Raw genomic sequence first — 16,946 nt, 5'->3', positions numbered from 1 at the left:
GAAGCAGCGTGAGCGAGTCGAGCGCGGGCAGGACCGTATCCGGCGAGGACGAGGTCGTCGACCTCTGCCGGGACCTCATCCGGATCGACACCAGCAACTACGGGGACCACTCCGGCCCGGGCGAGCGCAAGGCGGCCGAGTGGGTCGCCGAGCAGCTCGCCGAGGTCGGGCTGGAGCCGCAGATCTTCGAATCGCACAAGGGGCGTGCCTCGACGGTGGCGCGCATCGAGGGCGAGGACCCCTCGCGGCCGGCGCTGCTGATCCACGGGCACACCGACGTGGTCCCGGCCAACGCGGCCGACTGGACCTACGACCCCTTCGCCGGCGAGATCGCCGACGGCTGCGTGTGGGGCCGCGGCGCGGTCGACATGAAGGACATGGACGCGATGACGCTGGCCGTCGTGCGCGACCGCATGCGCAGCGGCCGCAAGCCCCCGCGCGACATCGTGCTGGCCTTCCTCGCCGACGAGGAGGCCGGCGGCATCTACGGCGCCCGCCACCTCGTCGACAAGCACCCCGGGCTCTTCGAGGGGGTCACCGAGGCGATCGGCGAGGTCGGCGGCTTCTCCTTCACCGTGAACGAGAACCTGCGGCTGTACCTGGTGGAGACCGCCCAGAAGGGCATGCACTGGATGCGGCTCACCGTCGAGGGCACCGCCGGCCACGGGTCGATGACCAACAACGACAACGCCATCACGGAGCTGTGCGAGGCCGTGGGGCGCCTGGGCCGCCACACCTGGCCGGTGCGGGTCACCAAGACCGTGCGCAGCTTCCTGGACGAGCTCTCGGACGCGCTGGGCACCCCGCTCGACCCGGACGACATGGATGCCACGCTCGCCAAGCTCGGCGGCATCGCCAAGATGGTCGGCGCGACCCTGCGCAACTCTGCCGCCCCGACCATGCTCGGCGCCGGCTACAAGGTCAACGTCATCCCCGGGCAGGCCACCGCACACGTGGACGGCCGTTTCCTGCCGGGCTACGAGGACGAGTTCTTCACCGACCTCGACCGGATCCTGGGCCCGCGCGTGAAGCGGGAGGACGTCCACGCGGACAAGGCGCTGGAGACGGACTTCGACGGGAGGCTCGTGGACGCCATGCAGACCGCCCTGAAGGCCCACGACCCGATCGCGCGCGCGGTCCCGTACATGCTCTCGGGCGGTACGGACGCCAAGTCCTTCGACGACCTCGGCATCCGCTGCTTCGGCTTCGCGCCGCTGCAGCTGCCGCCGGAGCTGGACTTCGCCGGGATGTTCCACGGGGTGGACGAGCGGGTGCCGGTGGAGGGCCTCAAGTTCGGCGTGCGCGTGCTCGACCGGTTCATCGACGAGTCCTGACGTTCCCCGGTCTGTCTCCCGGTTCCCCGGTTCCTCCCGGGGCACCGGGAGGAACCGGGAGGTACCTAACGCCGGGGAATCGGGAAGGTGTGCGGATTCCACTGAGAAGAGTGAATGCGCTCATACGCTCGTAGCCCCGGTGATCCCTCCTCGTTACAGGTGGTGCGGTCCGCGGCTGGGACCGCGCTTGCCTACTAGGAGGAACAATGCTCAAGAAGGTTGCCGCTGCTGCGGCTGTCACCGGTGGTCTGGTTCTCGCGGGTGCGGGTCTGGCTGTCGCCGACGCGGGTGCCCAGGGTGCGGCCATCGGTTCGCCCGGTGTCGCGTCCGGCAACGTCATCCAGGTTCCGGTTCACGTTCCCGTGAACGTCTGCGGCAACTCGATCTCCGTGATCGGCCTGCTGAACCCGGCTTTCGGCAACACCTGCGTCAACGCCTGAAGTTTCTGAAGTTCGTGGCCCCGGAGCGCATTCCAGCTCTCCGGGGCCGCCGGGCTTTACGGCCCGACATCGATCTTCCGGCGCACCAGGCGAGGGGAGCCTTTACGGCCAGTGCGCCGGCCGAGCGTGCGCGCGCGTGCGCGTGCACCACGCACACCAGGGGACGAAGTAAAGATGCGACGACATGCACAGGTCACCGGCAGGAAGACCTTGATCACCATGGCGGCCGCGGGGGGTCTGCTCGCGATCGGCGGGGGCTACGCACACGCGGACTCCGCGGCCTCCGGCCAAGCCGCGCACTCACCGGGCCTGCTGTCCGGGAACACCGTTCAGGCACCCGTGGACGCACCGTTGAACCTCTGCGGGAACACGGTGACGGTGGTGGGGGCCCTGAATCCGGCCTTCGGCAACGACTGCGCCAACGTCTCGGGCCGGCCGGGCCACCCGCAGCACCCCGAGAACCCGGACGAGCCGTGCGACGAGGACTACCCGGGTGACTACGGGAACCCGGGTGGGCCGGGTGACGACGGCACCCCGGGCGATCACGGGAACCCCGGGACTCCGGGCGACCACGGCACCCCGGGCGACCACGGCACCCCGGGCGACCACGGCACCCCGGGCGACCACGGCACCCCGGGTGACCACGGGAACCCCGGGACTCCGGGCGACCACGACACCCCCGGCGGCCCCGGTACGCCGGGCAATCCGGGCGGCAACCCGGGCAACCCCGGTACTCCCGGCACCGGGCAGCCCGGAACGCCCACCGGCACCCGCACGGGCACCGGCACCGGCTCGGTGACCCCGGTCACCTACAGTGCCCCGGGAACCGGCTCCGGCACCGGTACCGGAATCGACACCGGCACCGGCACCGGCACCGGAACCGGCTCAACCCCGGCCAGTGGACTGGCCGAGACCGGCTCCGGTGACGCGCTCACCGCCGGAGTGCCCCTGGCCGCAGGCATGCTGCTGGCGGGCGCCGTGCTCTACCGCCGGGCGCGCAACGCCGCCTGACGGTTGTTCACCCGGAACCCTCCGCGTCGCGGGTGTCCGTCGGCCCAGGCCGGAAGGCACCTGCGACGCGGATCCGGGTCACCAGGTCGCGCGGACCTGACGGATGATCCGGCGGCGCAGTCGGACGCGGCGGCTGCCGTCCCGGAGCAGCGTCAGCCGGTCGAGCTCCCAATGCCCGTACTCGGCATGATCGGTCAACAGACGGGTCGTTTCCTGGCGCGGAACCCCGCGGGGCACGTACAAGTCGACAAATTCGTATTCCGGCATCGCATCTATTGTGCAAGCAGAGCCCTGCTACGGATAGCGTCTGCACTATGTCTGATGCCGCTCTGCCCACTGTTGCCGAGGTACGCGCCGCCGCCGAGGCGGTCAAGGCCGCGCTCGACCGTCACCTCGCCGCGGTCGAGAGCAGGACCGGGGACGATGACCCGGACGTCTACGCGGCGTTCAACGAACTCGCCGCCGCTGCAGAGGAGTACGACGAACTCCTCTACGACCGCTACGACGAGGTCACCCCGTTCGAGATCCCCACACCCGAGGACGGGCTCCCGTACACCGGGCCTGCCGAGCCCGCCGCCTTCAGCGTGCTCATCCGCCGCGACTACGCCGTCGTCGAACCGGCCCGCCTGATCGCCCAGGCCGAGCGGGTCGTCGCCCACGACCGTGAAGCCGAACTCGACCAGGACGGTGGCACCGCCGACGCGATCGGCGTGCTCTTCGGCGAGTACGAGCCGGACGAGATCGCCTCCCGTGCCAAGGACTTCGGTCTGGAGGAGGGGGACTCCACGCTCTGGATCGCCGCCTCGGAGGAGATCACGGAACCGGGGGAGTGGCTGAGCGCGCCCTTCGCGCACATCGACCCGCAGGACGTGATGCACCGCTTCGACGTCAGCTCGGTCTTCGACGAGGAGCAGGACGGCGAGTACCTCGACGAGGAGGCCGAGGAGGCCGACGGCGAGGCGGCCCGGCCGGGCCTCGCCCCCGCCTGACCGGACCCTGTACCCGCCGAACGCCGCGGCCCCCGTCCCACCCGGGACGGGGGCCGCGGCGCGTTTCCTACTCGGGCCGCGCCTGCGCCGCCTCGGCGAGCGCCCGCAGCAAGGCCGTCAGCCGGGTCGTACGGGGCTTCGGGGCCACCTCCGCGACCGCGCGAGGCAACGCCTGGTCCACCCCGTGCACCACCGACAGGTGACGTCCCGCGCGCCCGAACGCCGTGTACACCCAGTCCCGGGACAGGGCCTGCGCCGCGTCCCCGGGCAGTACGACCACCACGGCCGGCCAGCGCGAACCCACGGCCTGGTGTGCCGTCACGGCCCAGCCGTGCCGAACCTGGGACTCCACCCGCTCCTTCGGTACGAGGATCCGCGCGCCCGCGGCGGCCTCCAGATGCAGCCCCTGAGCGTCGGCCGACACCACCCGGGCCGGCAACGCCCGCCCGGCGGAGGGCACATGGACCACCCGGTCCCCCGGGTCGAAGCCGCCGAACCGGCCGGGACCGGGGTTCAGCCGCTCCTTGAGGGCGGCGTTGAGCGCCCGGGTGCCCGCCGAGCCGCCGTGGCCCGGGGTGATGACCTGGACCGCGTCCGCCGGGATCCCGAAGGCGCGGGGCACCGACTCGGAGACCAGCTGCACGGTGCGGTGCACGGCCTCCCCGGCATCGCGCACCGGAACGATGACGACCTCCTTGCCGGGGGCGTCCACCTGGTTCAGCTCCCCGATCCCGACCCCGGAGACCAGCTCGCCGATCGGGCCGGGATCCGGAACGCGGGAAACGATCTGGGGGAAGGCACGGGCCGCGAGCACATCGGCGAAGACCCGGCCGGGGCCGGCGCTGCCGAGCACCCCGGGGTCGCCGGACAGCACCAGTCGGGCGCCGTCGGGCACGGATTCCACCAGTGCCGCCGCCGTTTCCACGTCCAGCTGCGGGGCGTCGAGGACGATGAGCAGGTCCAGTGCGAACTGCCCGTCCGCGTCGCGGCCGGGGCCCTCGGCGCCGGCCAGCAGACCGGCCACGGTGACGGCACCCTCCGCACCCTCCGCGCCCGCGGGGGCGTGCGCGGCCAGCCAGGCCCGCAGACCGGCCTCCCGGGCGGCCGCGAGCAGGGCGAAGGGCTCGGAGCGGGCGGCCTCGCCGCCGGTGTGGGTGACCAGGCCGTGGGCGGCGACGGCGCGGATCAGCTCGGCGCCGGGGCCGTTGCCGCCGGCGGCCTTGTCCCAGTCGGCGGGGTCCGTGAAGGTGTTGGCGAGCCGGGCCAGGCCCTCGGCGAGGCTCTCCTCGGCCATGGCGGAGCCTTCCAGGCCCACGAGGAGACGGACCGGCTGCTCCTCGTCCTCGGCGACGGGCGGGCCGACCGGCTCCTCGAAGGTGAGGACGGCTCCGTCGCCGACGGCCGCCTCCAGTGCTTCGGCCGGGTCGGGCACGCCGTACTGGGCGAGGGCGGACTCCAGGGTGGGTGCGTCGAGCACCGTATGACCCTTGGCGGCGGCCTGGCCGAGCAGCCAGCCCACCAGCGCGGCGGCCCGCCGCTCGTCCCCGGGGCCGGTCTCTTCGGGGCCGAGGAGGGCGCGGGCGAACCCGTCGGCCTGGGTCGGGCGGACCCCGGCGACGGCGAGGAGCCGCCAGGGGGATTCGGCGAGCTGCCCGGCCGCGTCGGCGCCGAGCGCGAGGGCCGCCTGCGGGGCCAGGGCCTCGGGGGCCCCGCCGCGGGCGAGGAGGGCGCGGAGCGCATGGACGGCGTCGGGGGAGGGCTCCCGCGGGGGCGCGGGGGCGGGAGCGGGTGCACGCTCCGGCGCGGGTGCCTCCGGCGGTGCCGACTGTGCCTGCGGCTGTGCCGGTGCCTGGGTCCGTGCGGGTGCCTGGCGGCGCAGCGGGGCGGGGGGCTGGCCACCGCTCTCCACGGCCCGTACGGCGGCCAGCAGATCGGCGGCCGTCCCGCTGAGCTTCGCCCCGGCCTCGATGGGGGCCTCGCGCTCGGCCTTGCGCCGGGCGATGCGCTCCCGCTCGATCTTCTGCGCGGCCAGCTCCGCCGCCGCTTCGCTGAGCGCGGGCTTGGCCTCGGCCTCGGCGGCCTGCGCGGAGTCGGCGCCGGTTTCCCCGTCGGCGGACCCTGCGGGGCTTTCCCCCACCCCACCCCTTCCCGAAACCGGAGGCTCCGCCCCCGGCCCCCCGTCACCGCTCCCGGCTTCGCCGGAAGGAGCCGGCTCCGGGTCGCTGTCCCCGGCTTCGCCGGGCCCGGCGGCGGGTGCCTCCGCTGCGGGAGCGTCCTCGGCTTCGCCGGACTCCGGGGCCTCGGCCGTCGGCGCCGGCGTTTCGGCCTCGGCTTCCGGGGACTCCGGGGCTTCGCCGGAGTCCGGGGCCCCCGCAGCTTCCGCGGTGGCGGTGTCGGCGGCGGTCTCGCTCACAAGGTGCTCCAGTCCTGATCGGGATAGCGGTGGACAGGCGCCGAGACGTCGTCCAGAGCTCGGCGGATCTCCTCCGGAAGACTAAGCGTCTCCACCGACAGGGCCGCCCCGAGCTGCGCCGATGTCCGGGCGCCGACGATCGGCGCGGCCACTCCGGGACGGTCCCGGACCCACGCCAGGGCCACCTGGAGCGGGGTCACCGCCAGTCCGTGGGCGGCCGTGGCCACCGCGTCCACGATGCGGCTCGCCGCGTCGTCGAGGTACGGGTCCACGAAGGCCGCCAGGGTTTCCGAGGCGCCCCGGGAGTCCGACGGGGTACCGGCCCGGTACTTGCCCGTCAGGACGCCCCGGCCCAACGGGGACGAGGGGAGGAGGGACACGCCCAGGTCGAGGGCGGCCGGGACGACCTCGCGCTCCACGCCCCGCTGGAGGAGCGAGTACTCCATCTGGGTCGACGCCAGCCGGGTCCGTACGCCCTGCGCCGCGATCTGCCAGGTCGCCGCCTTCGCCAGCTGCCAGCCGCTGAAGTTCGACACCCCGGCGTACCGCGCCCGGCCGCTGCTGACCGCCAGGTCCAGCGCCTGGAGGGTCTCCTCCAGCGGGGTCCCGGGGTCGAAGGCGTGGACCTGCCAGAGGTCGACGTAGTCCGTGTTCAGACGGGCCAGGGACTCGTCCAGGGCGGCCAGCAGATGGCCGCGCGAGCAGTCGAAGGGGCGGTCCCGGTCCGCGACCCCGCCCGCCTTCGTGGCGATCACCAGATCCCGCCGCGGCACGACGGAACCGATCAACTGCCCGAGGAGGTACTCCGCCTCCCCGCCCCCGTACACGTCCGCCGTGTCGACGAGCGTGCCGCCCGCGTTCCAGAACGTCTTCAACTGCGCGGCGGCTTCCGCCTCGTCAGGTCCGTCCGCCGACCGGCCCCAGGTCAGTGTGCCGAGACCGATCCGGGAGACGCGCAGTCCGGTTCGGCCGAGATGCCTCTGCTCCATGAGGGCTGAGACTACTGCGGCACTGACGCGGGGCACCCGGGCGCGCTAGAGTCCCCGCAGACCGACGTTACTGATGAGTACTCAATCGGTGTCCTTCCGGCGCTCTCCGGTTGCCCGTTCGTGCTCGCCGGTACCCGTCGGCCACTCGTCAGCGCTCATCGTTGGAACGGTCAAAGGGTTAAGGGGACTGCGCATGCGGCTCGGCATCAATCTCGGTTACTGGGGCGCCGGCATGGACGCCGACAACCTCGCCGTCGCCCAGGAGGCCGACCGCCTCGGCTACGACGTCTGCTGGGCCGCCGAGGCCTACGGCTCCGACGCCCCGACCGTCCTGGCCTGGGTCGCCGCCCAGACCGAGCGGATCGACGTGGGCTCCGCGATCCTGCAGATCCCGGCCCGCCAGCCCGCGATGACCGCGATGACGGCCGCCACCCTGGACTCCCTCACCAAGGGCCGCTTCCGGCTCGGCCTCGGGGTCTCCGGACCGCAGGTCTCCGAGGGCTGGTACGGAGTGAAGTTCGACAAGCCGCTCGCCCGGACCCGCGAGTACGTGGAGATCGTCCGCAAGGCCATGAGCCGCGAGCGGCTGTCCTACGAGGGCGAGCACTGGACCCTGCCGCTGCCCGGCGGACCGGGCAAGCCGCTCAAGCTCACCGTGCACCCCGAGCGCGAGCACATCCCGCTCTACATCGCCGCCATCGGGCCCAAGAACCTGGAGCAGACCGGCGAGATCGCCGACGGAGCACTGCTGATCTTCCCGGCCGCCGAGCACCTGGAGGCCACCGCGCTCACGCACATCCGCGCGGGCCGCGAGAAGGCCGGGCTGACGATGGACGGCTTCGACGTCTGCCCGACCGTGCCGCTGGCCCTCGGCGAGGACGTGGCCGGGCTCGCGGACATGTTCCGCCCGTACACCGCCCTGTACGTGGGCGGCATGGGCAGCCGCAAGCAGAACTTCTACAACCAGCTCGCCCAGCGCATGGGGTACGAGAAGGAAGCCGCCGAGATCCAGGACAAGTACCTGGCGGGCGACAAGCAGGGCGCGGCCACCGCGGTCCCGCACTCGCTGATCGACTCCACCACCCTGCTGGGCCCGGTGGAGCGCATCGCCGACGGGATGCGGGCCTACGCCGAGGCCGGGGTCACCACCCTGACGCTCGCCCCGGCCGGCTTCACCCTGGACGAGCGGATCGCCGCCCTGCGGGCCGGCACCGAGGCCATGGAGATCGCGGGCCTCGCCTGACGGACCGGGACCGCATGCTCTGCGGCCGTGGTGGGGGCTCGGGGGGTCTTCCCCGCCACGGCCGACACAGCCAACAACGCGCCCGGTGCCCGCGGGGTTACGCTCCCCGGGCCACCGGTCCTGCTCGTTCATTCGGCCGAACCGCACCGCGCACCCGGTTGCCCGGCCCGCCGATCGGCTTTTGACTCGACGCATGCTCTCTGCACGCAGCCTGTTCCAGGAGATCGTCGACCACGACGGGTCCTTCCAGCTGTTCTGCTCCATCGCAGCCGGCGGCGAGGCCCAGGGAGGCTGGGAGAACGCCCGGATCGCGGCACTGGTCCCCGACTCCATGCGCGATCTCGCCCCCAAGATCACCCGGCACGGGGCCGACGAGGACAAGCACGGCCGGATCTTCAACGCGCTGCTGCGCAAGCGCGGCCTGGCCCCCGTACCGGTCCCGCCCGAGACCGACTACACGATGCTGCTGGAGCGCCGCGGCATCGGCCTGGCGCACGAGACCCTGCGCGGGCAGCGGGCCCTGAGCGAGGAGGACATCGTGGTCTACCTCGCCCACAGCCGGGTCACCGAACAGCGCGCCGCCGAGCAGATGGTCCTGCTGGTCCGCCACTTCGGGGACCACCCCGACCTCGGCAAGGCCGTCCGCATGATCAGCGGCGACGAGGACAACCACCTCGCCTACTGCCACGAGGAACTCCTGCGCCTCGCCCGCGCCGGCCACGCCCGGACCATCCACCGGGTGCTGCGCGAGAGCGCGCTCGCCGAGATCGCCGTCTACCGTGACGTGAGCCTCGCCGTCATGGGCCACATGGGACGCCTGCTGCACTGGCCCGCCCCCAAGGCGGCCGCGCTCGCCGCCGGGATCCGCGCCGTGTACGCGTACGAGCGGCTCAGCGGCTGGCACCGGATGGTCGCCCTGCGCCCGCCGGAGCGTCGCAACGCGCTGGGCGGCGCAGCGACGACGGCGCCCGAGTTCGCCTGAGGTCCGAAGGGTGTCAGAGCCAGCCGCGGCGCTTGAACATGCGGTGCAGCCCCAGACACAGCACCGCCATCACCACGACCACCGCCGGATAGCCCCAGCCCTGCTTGAGCTCCGGCATGTGCTCGAAGTTCATACCGTAGATCCCCGCCACCATGGTCGGCACCGCCGCCATCGCCGCCCACGCCGAGATCTTGCGCATGTCGTCGTTCTGCCGGACCCCCATCTGCGCCAGATGCGCGGCCAGCGCGTCCGACAGCAGCCGGTCCAGGCCCTCGATGTACTCGTTGGCCTTCGTCAGGTGATCGGCGACATCGCGGAAGAACGGCTGGGCGTGTTCGTGCACGAAGGGCACGGACCCGAAGGCGAGCCGGTCCATCGGCTGCAGCAGCGGGCTCGTCGCCCGTCGGAACTCCAGGACCTGCCGCTTGAAGCCGTAGATCCGCGCCGCCGTGTTCTTGGTGTCGGCGGGGTTCGGCGAGAACACCTCCGCCTCCAGCTCCTCCAGATCCGCCTGGAGTTCGGCCGCCACCTCGATGTAGTGGTCCACCACCGCGTCCGAGACCGCGTACAGCACCGCCGTCGGACCGTGCTTGAGCACCTCCGGCTCATGCTCCAGCCGCCGGCGCACGGCGGCCAGCGCGGCCCCCTCGCCGTGCCGGACCGTGACCACGAACGAGTCGCCGATGAACACCATCAGCTCGCCCGTGCTCACCGTGTCGGCGCCGTCGTCGTAGAGCACCGGCTTGAGGACCACGAAGAGCGAATCGTCGTAAACCTCCAGCTTCGGCCGCTGGTGCGCGGTCAGCGCGTCCTCCACGGCCAGCGGGTGCAGCCCGAACTCCGCACTGACGTGCTCGAATTCCGCCGCCGTCGGCTCGTGCATGCCCACCCACAGGAAGGCGTCGCCGGTCGCCCGCGCCTCGTCCAGGGCATCCGAGAAGTCCTCGGGCGCCTGGGAGCGGCGGCCGTTGCGGTACATCGCGCAGTCGACAATCACCCGCGCATTCTTCCCTGCCCCGCGGCCCGCCCGCACACCGGCACGAACGCATAGGCTGGCCGCATGGCCACGCTGATCCTCGTACGACACGGGCGGTCCACCGCCAACACCGCCGGACTGCTCGCCGGATGGACCCCGGGGGTGAACCTCGACGAACGCGGCGAGGAGCAGGCCGCGGCGCTCCCCGGACGGCTCGCCGGCGTACCGCTCGCCGCCGCCGTCACCAGCCCGCTGGAGCGGTGCGCCCAGACCCTGGCCCCGCTGCTGGCCGCCCGGCCCGGACTCGAAGTCCACACCGACGAGCGCATCGGCGAATGCCACTACGGCGACTGGTCGGGCCGCAAACTCTCCGAACTCTCCGAAGAACCCCTGATGCGCATCGTCCAGCAGCACCCGTCGGCCGCCGCCTTCCCCGGCGGCGAGTCCATGCGGGCCATGCAGGCCCGCGCCGTGGACGCCGTACGGGACTGGGACGCGCGCATCGAGGAGGAGCACGGCGCCGACGCCGTCTTCCTGATGTGCTCGCACGGCGACATCATCAAGTCCCTTGTCGCGGACGCCCTCGGCATGCACCTCGACCTCTTCCAGCGGATCCAGGTCGACCCCTGCTCCGTCACCGTGATCCGCTACACGCCCACCCGGCCCTTCCTGCTCCGGCTCGGCGACACCGGCGACTTCGCCTCCTTCACCCCCCGCGAAACCCCGGCCGCGGACCCGGCCGCCTCCCCGGACGGGGCCGGAGCGGGCGGCGACGCGGTCGTGGGGGGCGGCGCGGGCGCGGTGTGATCGAACGGCGCAGTAGGCTGGACGGGCCAACCCATGGGCCCCGCCCTGCCCCTGCCTCCCCGGACCCCGTCCGGGGACCCCTGGACACTTGGAGACTGGACGTGCCCCGTCAGGTGTTCCTCTACGACCCGCCGGACCGCTTCGTCGCGGGCACGGTCGGGCTGCCTGGACGCCGTACGTTCTTCCTGCAGGCCTCCGCCGGACCTCGCGTCACCAGCGTCTCCCTGGAAAAGACCCAGGTCGCGGCGCTCGCCGAGCGGATGGACGAGCTGCTGGACGAGGTCGTACGGCGCACCGGGGGCAATGCCCCGGTCCCGGCCGTGGCCCCCGCCGAAGTCACCGACACCGCGCCCCTGGACGTCCCCGTCGACGAGGAGTTCCGCGTCGGCACCATGGCCCTGGCCTGGGACGGCGAGGAACAGCGCATGATCGTCGAAGCGCAGGCCCTCGTCGAGCTCGACGCCGACTCCGAGGAGGACCTCGCCGAAGCGGAGGAGCGGCTCCTGCAGGACGAGGAGAACGGCCCGCCCATGCTGCGGGTGCGCCTCTCCGGCGCCCAGGCGCGGGCCTTCGCCAAGCGGGCCCTGGACGTGGTCAACGCCGGCCGGCCGCCGTGCCCGCTGTGCAGCCTCCCGCTGGACCCGGAAGGGCACGTCTGCCCCCGCCAGAACGGCTACCGGCGCCAGGCGTGAACACCACGGGGGAACTGGAAGAGCTGCTCGCCCACGGCGAGCTCACGGTCGTCGGCCGGATCCGCGAGGCCTCCAACGCCGTCCTGCTGTGCAGCGTCACGCACGAGGGCGTGAGCGCCGACTGCGTCTACAAGCCGGTCAAGGGCGAGCGACCCCTGTGGGACTTCCCCGACGGCAACCTCGCCCAGCGCGAGGTCGCCTCCTACCTGGTCTCCGAGGCCACCGGCTGGGGGCTGGTCCCCCCGACCGTGCTGCGCGACGGACCGTACGGCGAGGGCATGGTCCAGCAGTGGATCGAGACCGAGGAGACACCGGAAGCCGGACTCCTCGCACTCGTCGAGGGCGAGGAAGCGGGAGAGGGCTTCAAGCCCGTCGCCTTCGCCGAGGTCGGCGAGGGCCGCACCGCGCTCCTGGTCCACGCCGACGACGACCGGCTGCGCCGGCTCTCCGTCCTCGACGTCGTGATCAACAACGGCGACCGAAAGGGCGGCCACCTGCTGCCCGCCCCCGACGGACGGCTCTACGGCATCGACCACGGAGTGACCTTCCACACCGAGGACAAACTGCGCACCCTGCTCTGGGGATGGGCGGGGGAGCCGCTGACCGGGGAGGCCCGGTCCGTGCTGACCTCCCTGGAGGCCCGGCTGGCCGGGGGAGAGCCCCTCGCCACCCGACTGGCGGAACTGGTCACCACCGCCGAGCTGGACGCCGTACGGGCCCGGGTGGCCCTGCTGCTGCGCACCGGCAGGCACCCGCAGCCGTCGGGACAGTGGCCGGCGATCCCCTGGCCGCCCGTCTAGGGCTCCGGGGCTCCGGGGGCGCCCGTCCGAGCCCGCCCGGACGCGTCTGAGCGGGGTCTGGGCCCGGCCGTGCCCAGCAGCGTCCGTACGCACATATCCGGCCATGGCGCAAGAGCGCCTATCCAGACAACAGTGCAGGTCCGGTTCGTTTTCGGAACACCCGTCCGGTTACGCTCGACGCATGCATGCCTGGCCCGCTTCTGAGGTCCCCGCCCTGCCTGGCAAGGGCCGCGACCTCCAGATCCACGACACCGCGACCCAGGGGACGATCACCCTCGCCCCCGGTCCCGTCGCCCGAATCTACGTCTGCGGGATCACCCCGTACGACGCGACGCACATCGGTCACGCGGCCACCTACAACGCGTTCGACCTCGTGCAGCGCGTGTGGCTCGACACCAAGCGGCAGGTCCTCTACGTCCAGAACGTCACGGACATCGACGATCCCCTGCTGGAGCGGGCACAGCGCGACAACCAGGACTGGAGCGAGCTCGCCGAGCGCGAGACGGCCCTCTTCCGCGAGGACATGACCGCCCTGCGGATGCTGCCCCCGCAGCACTACATCGGCGCGGTCGAAGCCATACCCGGCATCGTGCCCCTGGTCGAACGGCTGCGGGACGCGGGCGCCGCGTACGAGCTCGACGGCGACGTCTACTTCTCCGTGGAGTCCGACGCGAACTTCGGCAAGGTCTCCAACCTGGACGCCGAAGCCATGCGCCTGCTCTCCGCGGAGCGGGGCGGCGACCCCGACCGCGCGGGCAAGAAGAACCCGCTCGACCCGATGCTGTGGATGGCCGCCCGTCCGGGCGAGCCCAGCTGGGACGGCGGCTCCCTGGGCCGCGGCCGCCCCGGCTGGCACATCGAGTGCGTGGCCATCGCCCTGGACCACCTGGGCATGACCTTCGACGTCCAGGGCGGCGGCTCCGACCTCGTCTTCCCGCACCACGAGATGGGCGCCTCGCACGCCCAGGTGCTGACGGGCGAGTTCCCCATGGCCAAGGCGTACGTACACGCCGGCATGGTCGCCCTGCACGGCGAGAAGATGTCGAAGTCCAAGGGCAACCTGGTCTTCGTGTCCGCCCTGCGGCGGGCGGGCGTGGACCCGGCGGCGATCCGCCTGGCCCTGCTCTCGCACCACTACCGCGCGGACTGGGAGTGGACCGACGAGGTCCTCGCCCAGGCGGTGGCCCGCCTGGAGCGCTGGCGCGCGGCCGTGTCCCGCCCGGACGGCATCTCCGCCGACGCCCTCGTCGAGGAGGTCCGGGAAGCCCTGGCCAACGACCTGGACGCCCCTGCCGCCCTCGCGGCCGTGGACCGCTGGGTCGAGCTCCAGATCGCCACCGACGGCGACGACGAGTCGGCCCCGGGCCTGGTCTCCCGCACGGTCGACGCCCTGCTGGGCGTGGCCCTGTAGGTCCCCCACGGAGGGGCTGGATCGCCCGCAGGGCGATCCAGCCCCTCCGGCGTTCGAGGAGCGGGGTGCGGGGCTGCGCCCCGCCCGGCTAGGCCTCCGGCGGCTCCGGGGTCTCGTTCTCGGGCTCGCCCGCGGCCGCGGCCGGCGGCTCCTCGGACGGCTCCGCCTCCGCCTTCCGCTTCGGCGGGCGGGTCAGCCCGCTGGAGGTGTCCCGCAGGTACGACCCGTCACCCGCCTCGGGCGCCGGACCCGCGGCCGGATCACGCCGCCGCAGGTACCGCTCGAACTCCCGGGCGATCGCGTCCCCGGAAGCCTCCGGCAGATCGGCCGTGTCCCGGGCCTCCTCCAGCGTCTGGACGTACTCCGCCACCTCGCTGTCCTCGGCCGCCAGTTGGTCCACGCCCACCTGCCACGCCCGCGCGTCCTCCGGGAGTTCGCCCAGCGGGATCCGGATGTCGATCAGATCCTCCAGGCGGTTGAGCAGCGCCAGCGTCGCCTTCGGGTTCGGCGGCTGGGAGACGTAGTGCGGCACCGCCGCCCACAACGACACCGCCGGGACCCCGGCATGGGTGCAGGCCTCCTGCAGGATGCCCACGATGCCCGTCGGGCCCTCGTACTTCGTCTCCTCCAGATCCATCGTCCGCGCCAGGTCCGCGTCCGAGGTGACCCCGCTCACCGGCACCGGCCGTGTGTGCGGGGTGTCCCCGAGCAGCGCGCCCAGGATCACGACCATCTCCACGCCCAGCTCGTGCGCGAAGCCCAGAATCTCGTTGCAGAACGACCGCCACCGCATGGACGGTTCGATGCCCCGCACCAGCACCAGATCGCGCGGCTTCGCGCCGCCGATCCGGACCACCGACAGCCGGGTGGTCGGCCAGGTGATCTTTCGCACCCCGTTGTCCAGCCACACCGTCGGCCGGTTGACCTGGAAATCGTAGTAGTCCTCGGCGTCCAGAGCCGCGAAGACCTCGCCCTTCCACTCCCGGTCCAGGTGCGCGACCGCACCGGAGGCCGCGTCACCCGCGTCGTTCCAGCCCTCGAACGCGGCCACCATGACCGGGTCGATCAGCTCGGGCACGCCCTCAAGCTCGATCACCCAGGTCTCCTTCCGAAGTTCCCTTGCGTACGTGGGTCAGCCTAAGCCTTGATGGGACGCCAGCCACAGCCCACGACAGAGGGGCGGTTCCCCCTGGAACCGCCCCTCTGCCCGCTCGCACCGCCGGTTATGCCTTGTCGGCCAGCATCTCCTCGACGCGGCCGCGCACTTCGGCGCTGTCCAGGCCGCGGACCGTCACCGTCGTACGGCGGCGCAGCACGTCATCGGCCGTCTCGGCCCACTCGTTGTCCCGGGCGTAGGCGACCTGCGCCCAGATCTCCGGACCGTCCGGGTGGATCCGCTCCGCGAGCGCCGGGTCCTCGTTCGCGAGCCGCGCGATGTCGAAGGCCAGCGAACCGTAGTGCGAAGCCAGGTGGCGCGCGGTCAGCGGGTCCATCCGCGAACCCGGCTCCCGGTCCACCAGCAGCCGGTGCGCCACCGCGTTCGGGTTGGCGACACCCGGCAGCGCGATCCGGCGCACCAGCGACTTCACCGGCTCCATGTCCTCGGTCAGCGGGCTCCCCGGCAGCTTCGCCAGCTTGTCCATGACCACACGGCCGATGTGCCGGTACGTCGTCCACTTGCCGCCGGCCACCGACAGCATGCCGCCCGCGCCCTCGGAGACGACCGTCTCGCGCTTGGCCTTCTCGACCCCGCCGGGACCGCCCGGCAGCACCCGCAGGCCCGCGAAGGCGTACGTCATCAGGGAACGGTCCAGATCGGCGTCCTTCACCGAGAAGGCCGCCTCGTCCAGGATCTGCTGGATGTCGGCCTCGGTGGCACGCACGTCCGCCGGGTCGCCTTCGTAGACCTCGTCCGTGGTGCCCAGAAGGAGCTGGTCCTCCCACGGCAGGGCGAAGGTGATGCGGTACTTGTCGATCGGGGTGGCCATGGCGGCCTTCCACGGCGACTTGCGCTTCATGACTATGTGCGCGCCCTTGGACAGCCGGATGGAGGGCATCGAGTGCTTGTCCTCCATGCGCCGCAGGTGGTCCACCCACGGGCCGGTGGCGTTGAGCACCACGCGGGCGTCCACACCGAACTCGGTGCCGTCCAGACGGTCCTTGAGCTCGGCGCCGCTGACCCGGCCGCGCGTCATGCGCAGCCCGGTGACCTCGGCGTGGTTCAGGACGACCGCGCCCGACTCGACGGCCGCGCGGACCGTCATCACGGCGACCCGCGAGTCGTTCATCTGGTGGTCGTAGTAGACGGCGACGGCCTTGAGGCCGTCCGTCTTGAGACCCGGGTTGTCGGCGGCCGCACGGGCCGGCGAGATGATCTTGCCCATGCCGTCGCCGAAGGCCGACAGCGCCGAGTACGCGAACACGCCCGCGCCCAGCTTGGCCGCGCCGACCGGACCGCCCTTGTACACCGGCAGGTAGAACGTGAGCGGGTTGACCAGGTGCGGGGCCACGTCCTTGGCCAGCACCCGGCGCTCGTGGTGGTTCTCCGCGACCAGCTTGACCGAACCGGTCTGCAGGTAGCGCAGGCCACCGTGGACCAGCTTGGAGGAGGCCGAGGAAGTGGCGCCGGCGAAGTCGCCGGCGTCCACCATGGCGACCCGCAGACCCGACTGCGCGGCGTGCCAGGCCACCGAGGTGCCCAGGATTCCACCGCCGATGACCAGCAGGTCGTACGTGGCCTTCGCCAGCTGCTCACGGGTCTCGGCGCGGCTCGCGTTCGAACCGGCGGTCGGGTGCGTACCCAGTGTGGGAACGCTCTGCAGGCTGCTCATATCCCTTGACTCCTACTTACTCGTCGAA

Annotated in this window: 16 protein-coding genes; 10 read left to right on the top strand and 6 right to left on the bottom strand. The window is 72.5% G+C overall.

Annotated features, from left to right (window positions below; genetic code table 11):
* The first annotated feature begins 8 nt into the window (after window positions 1-8).
* The 3 genes from AC3IYJ_RS08745 (at window position 9) to AC3IYJ_RS08735 (ending at window position 2,785) form a co-directional block, all read left to right on the top strand.
* Window positions 9-1,334, top strand: a complete 1,326-nt coding sequence (locus AC3IYJ_RS08745; RefSeq protein WP_489400752.1) for a M20/M25/M40 family metallo-hydrolase — start codon at window positions 9-11, stop codon at window positions 1,332-1,334.
* 206 nt (window positions 1,335-1,540) lie between these two features.
* Window positions 1,541-1,774, top strand: coding sequence for a chaplin ChpH (chpH, locus tag AC3IYJ_RS08740; RefSeq protein ID WP_112452274.1), 234 nt, complete (start codon window positions 1,541-1,543; stop codon window positions 1,772-1,774).
* A gap of 174 nt (window positions 1,775-1,948) precedes the next feature.
* Complete coding sequence (locus AC3IYJ_RS08735) at window positions 1,949-2,785, top strand: chaplin (protein WP_489400751.1); 837 nt, start codon at window positions 1,949-1,951, stop codon at window positions 2,783-2,785.
* 78 nt (window positions 2,786-2,863) lie between these two features.
* Here the strand turns inward: AC3IYJ_RS08735 and AC3IYJ_RS08730 are convergent, their stop codons facing one another.
* Window positions 2,864-3,052 carry a DUF5703 family protein gene (locus AC3IYJ_RS08730; RefSeq protein WP_112452273.1) on the bottom strand — a complete coding sequence of 63 codons (189 nt, stop codon included), beginning with the start codon at window positions 3,050-3,052 and terminating at the stop codon, window positions 2,864-2,866.
* Between the two features lie 47 nt (window positions 3,053-3,099).
* Here AC3IYJ_RS08730 and AC3IYJ_RS08725 point away from each other — a divergent pair, with 47 nt between their 5' ends.
* Window positions 3,100-3,774, top strand: coding sequence for a hypothetical protein (locus AC3IYJ_RS08725; protein WP_489400750.1), 675 nt, complete (start codon window positions 3,100-3,102; stop codon window positions 3,772-3,774).
* 67 nt (window positions 3,775-3,841) lie between these two features.
* Here the strand turns inward: AC3IYJ_RS08725 and AC3IYJ_RS08720 are convergent, their stop codons facing one another.
* Window positions 3,842-6,187 carry an ATP-dependent DNA helicase gene (locus tag AC3IYJ_RS08720; protein ID WP_489400749.1) on the bottom strand — a complete coding sequence of 782 codons (2,346 nt, stop codon included), beginning with the start codon at window positions 6,185-6,187 and terminating at the stop codon, window positions 3,842-3,844.
* On the bottom strand, window positions 6,184-7,176 hold the full coding sequence (locus tag AC3IYJ_RS08715) for an aldo/keto reductase (RefSeq protein WP_489400748.1): 993 nt from the start codon (window positions 7,174-7,176) through the stop codon (window positions 6,184-6,186). Before AC3IYJ_RS08715 ends, AC3IYJ_RS08720 begins: the two co-directional genes overlap by 4 nt.
* A gap of 193 nt (window positions 7,177-7,369) precedes the next feature.
* Between AC3IYJ_RS08715 and AC3IYJ_RS08710 the strand changes: the two genes are divergently transcribed.
* Window positions 7,370-8,419, top strand: coding sequence for an LLM class F420-dependent oxidoreductase (locus tag AC3IYJ_RS08710; RefSeq protein WP_489400747.1), 1,050 nt, complete (start codon window positions 7,370-7,372; stop codon window positions 8,417-8,419).
* Window positions 8,420-8,612: 193 nt separating this feature from the next.
* Window positions 8,613-9,401, top strand: a complete 789-nt coding sequence (locus AC3IYJ_RS08705; RefSeq protein WP_489400746.1) for a ferritin-like domain-containing protein — start codon at window positions 8,613-8,615, stop codon at window positions 9,399-9,401.
* Between the two features lie 13 nt (window positions 9,402-9,414).
* Here the strand turns inward: AC3IYJ_RS08705 and corA are convergent, their stop codons facing one another.
* Complete coding sequence (corA, locus tag AC3IYJ_RS08700) at window positions 9,415-10,380, bottom strand: magnesium/cobalt transporter CorA (RefSeq protein WP_489402742.1); 966 nt, start codon at window positions 10,378-10,380, stop codon at window positions 9,415-9,417.
* A gap of 81 nt (window positions 10,381-10,461) precedes the next feature.
* On the opposite strand from corA, the gene AC3IYJ_RS08695 reads away from it, so the two are divergent.
* From AC3IYJ_RS08695 to mshC, 4 genes are all read left to right on the top strand, one after another.
* Window positions 10,462-11,184: a histidine phosphatase family protein gene (locus AC3IYJ_RS08695; protein WP_489400745.1), complete on the top strand. Its 723-nt coding sequence runs from the start codon at window positions 10,462-10,464 to the stop codon at window positions 11,182-11,184.
* A 101-nt stretch (window positions 11,185-11,285) separates the two neighbouring features.
* A complete protein-coding gene (locus tag AC3IYJ_RS08690; RefSeq protein ID WP_330295577.1) occupies window positions 11,286-11,876 on the top strand; it encodes a DUF3090 domain-containing protein in 591 nt (196 codons plus the stop codon).
* Window positions 11,840-12,676: an SCO1664 family protein gene (locus AC3IYJ_RS08685; RefSeq protein ID WP_489402741.1), complete on the top strand. Its 837-nt coding sequence runs from the start codon at window positions 11,840-11,842 to the stop codon at window positions 12,674-12,676. The genes AC3IYJ_RS08690 and AC3IYJ_RS08685 overlap by 37 nt, the downstream gene beginning before the upstream one ends.
* Window positions 12,677-12,857: 181 nt before the next feature.
* The gene (mshC, locus tag AC3IYJ_RS08680) at window positions 12,858-14,087 is read left to right on the top strand and encodes a cysteine--1-D-myo-inosityl 2-amino-2-deoxy-alpha-D-glucopyranoside ligase (protein ID WP_489400744.1); all 1,230 of its coding nucleotides are present in this window, start codon (window positions 12,858-12,860) and stop codon (window positions 14,085-14,087) included.
* A gap of 88 nt (window positions 14,088-14,175) precedes the next feature.
* On the opposite strand, the gene AC3IYJ_RS08675 is transcribed toward mshC, so the two are convergent.
* Together AC3IYJ_RS08675 and AC3IYJ_RS08670 are read right to left on the bottom strand one after the other, a co-directional pair.
* Window positions 14,176-15,183 (bottom strand): PAC2 family protein, encoded by a 1,008-nt coding sequence (locus AC3IYJ_RS08675; protein WP_489400743.1) that lies wholly within the window; start codon window positions 15,181-15,183, stop codon window positions 14,176-14,178.
* Between the two features lie 127 nt (window positions 15,184-15,310).
* Window positions 15,311-16,918, bottom strand: a complete 1,608-nt coding sequence (locus AC3IYJ_RS08670; RefSeq protein ID WP_489400742.1) for a glycerol-3-phosphate dehydrogenase/oxidase — start codon at window positions 16,916-16,918, stop codon at window positions 15,311-15,313.
* Window positions 16,919-16,946: the final 28 nt, after the last annotated feature.

Source organism: Streptomyces sp. GL_140 (assembly GCF_057834465.1).
Note: the sequence above shows the minus strand (reverse complement) of the source record. Positions and strands in the feature narration are given on the sequence as shown.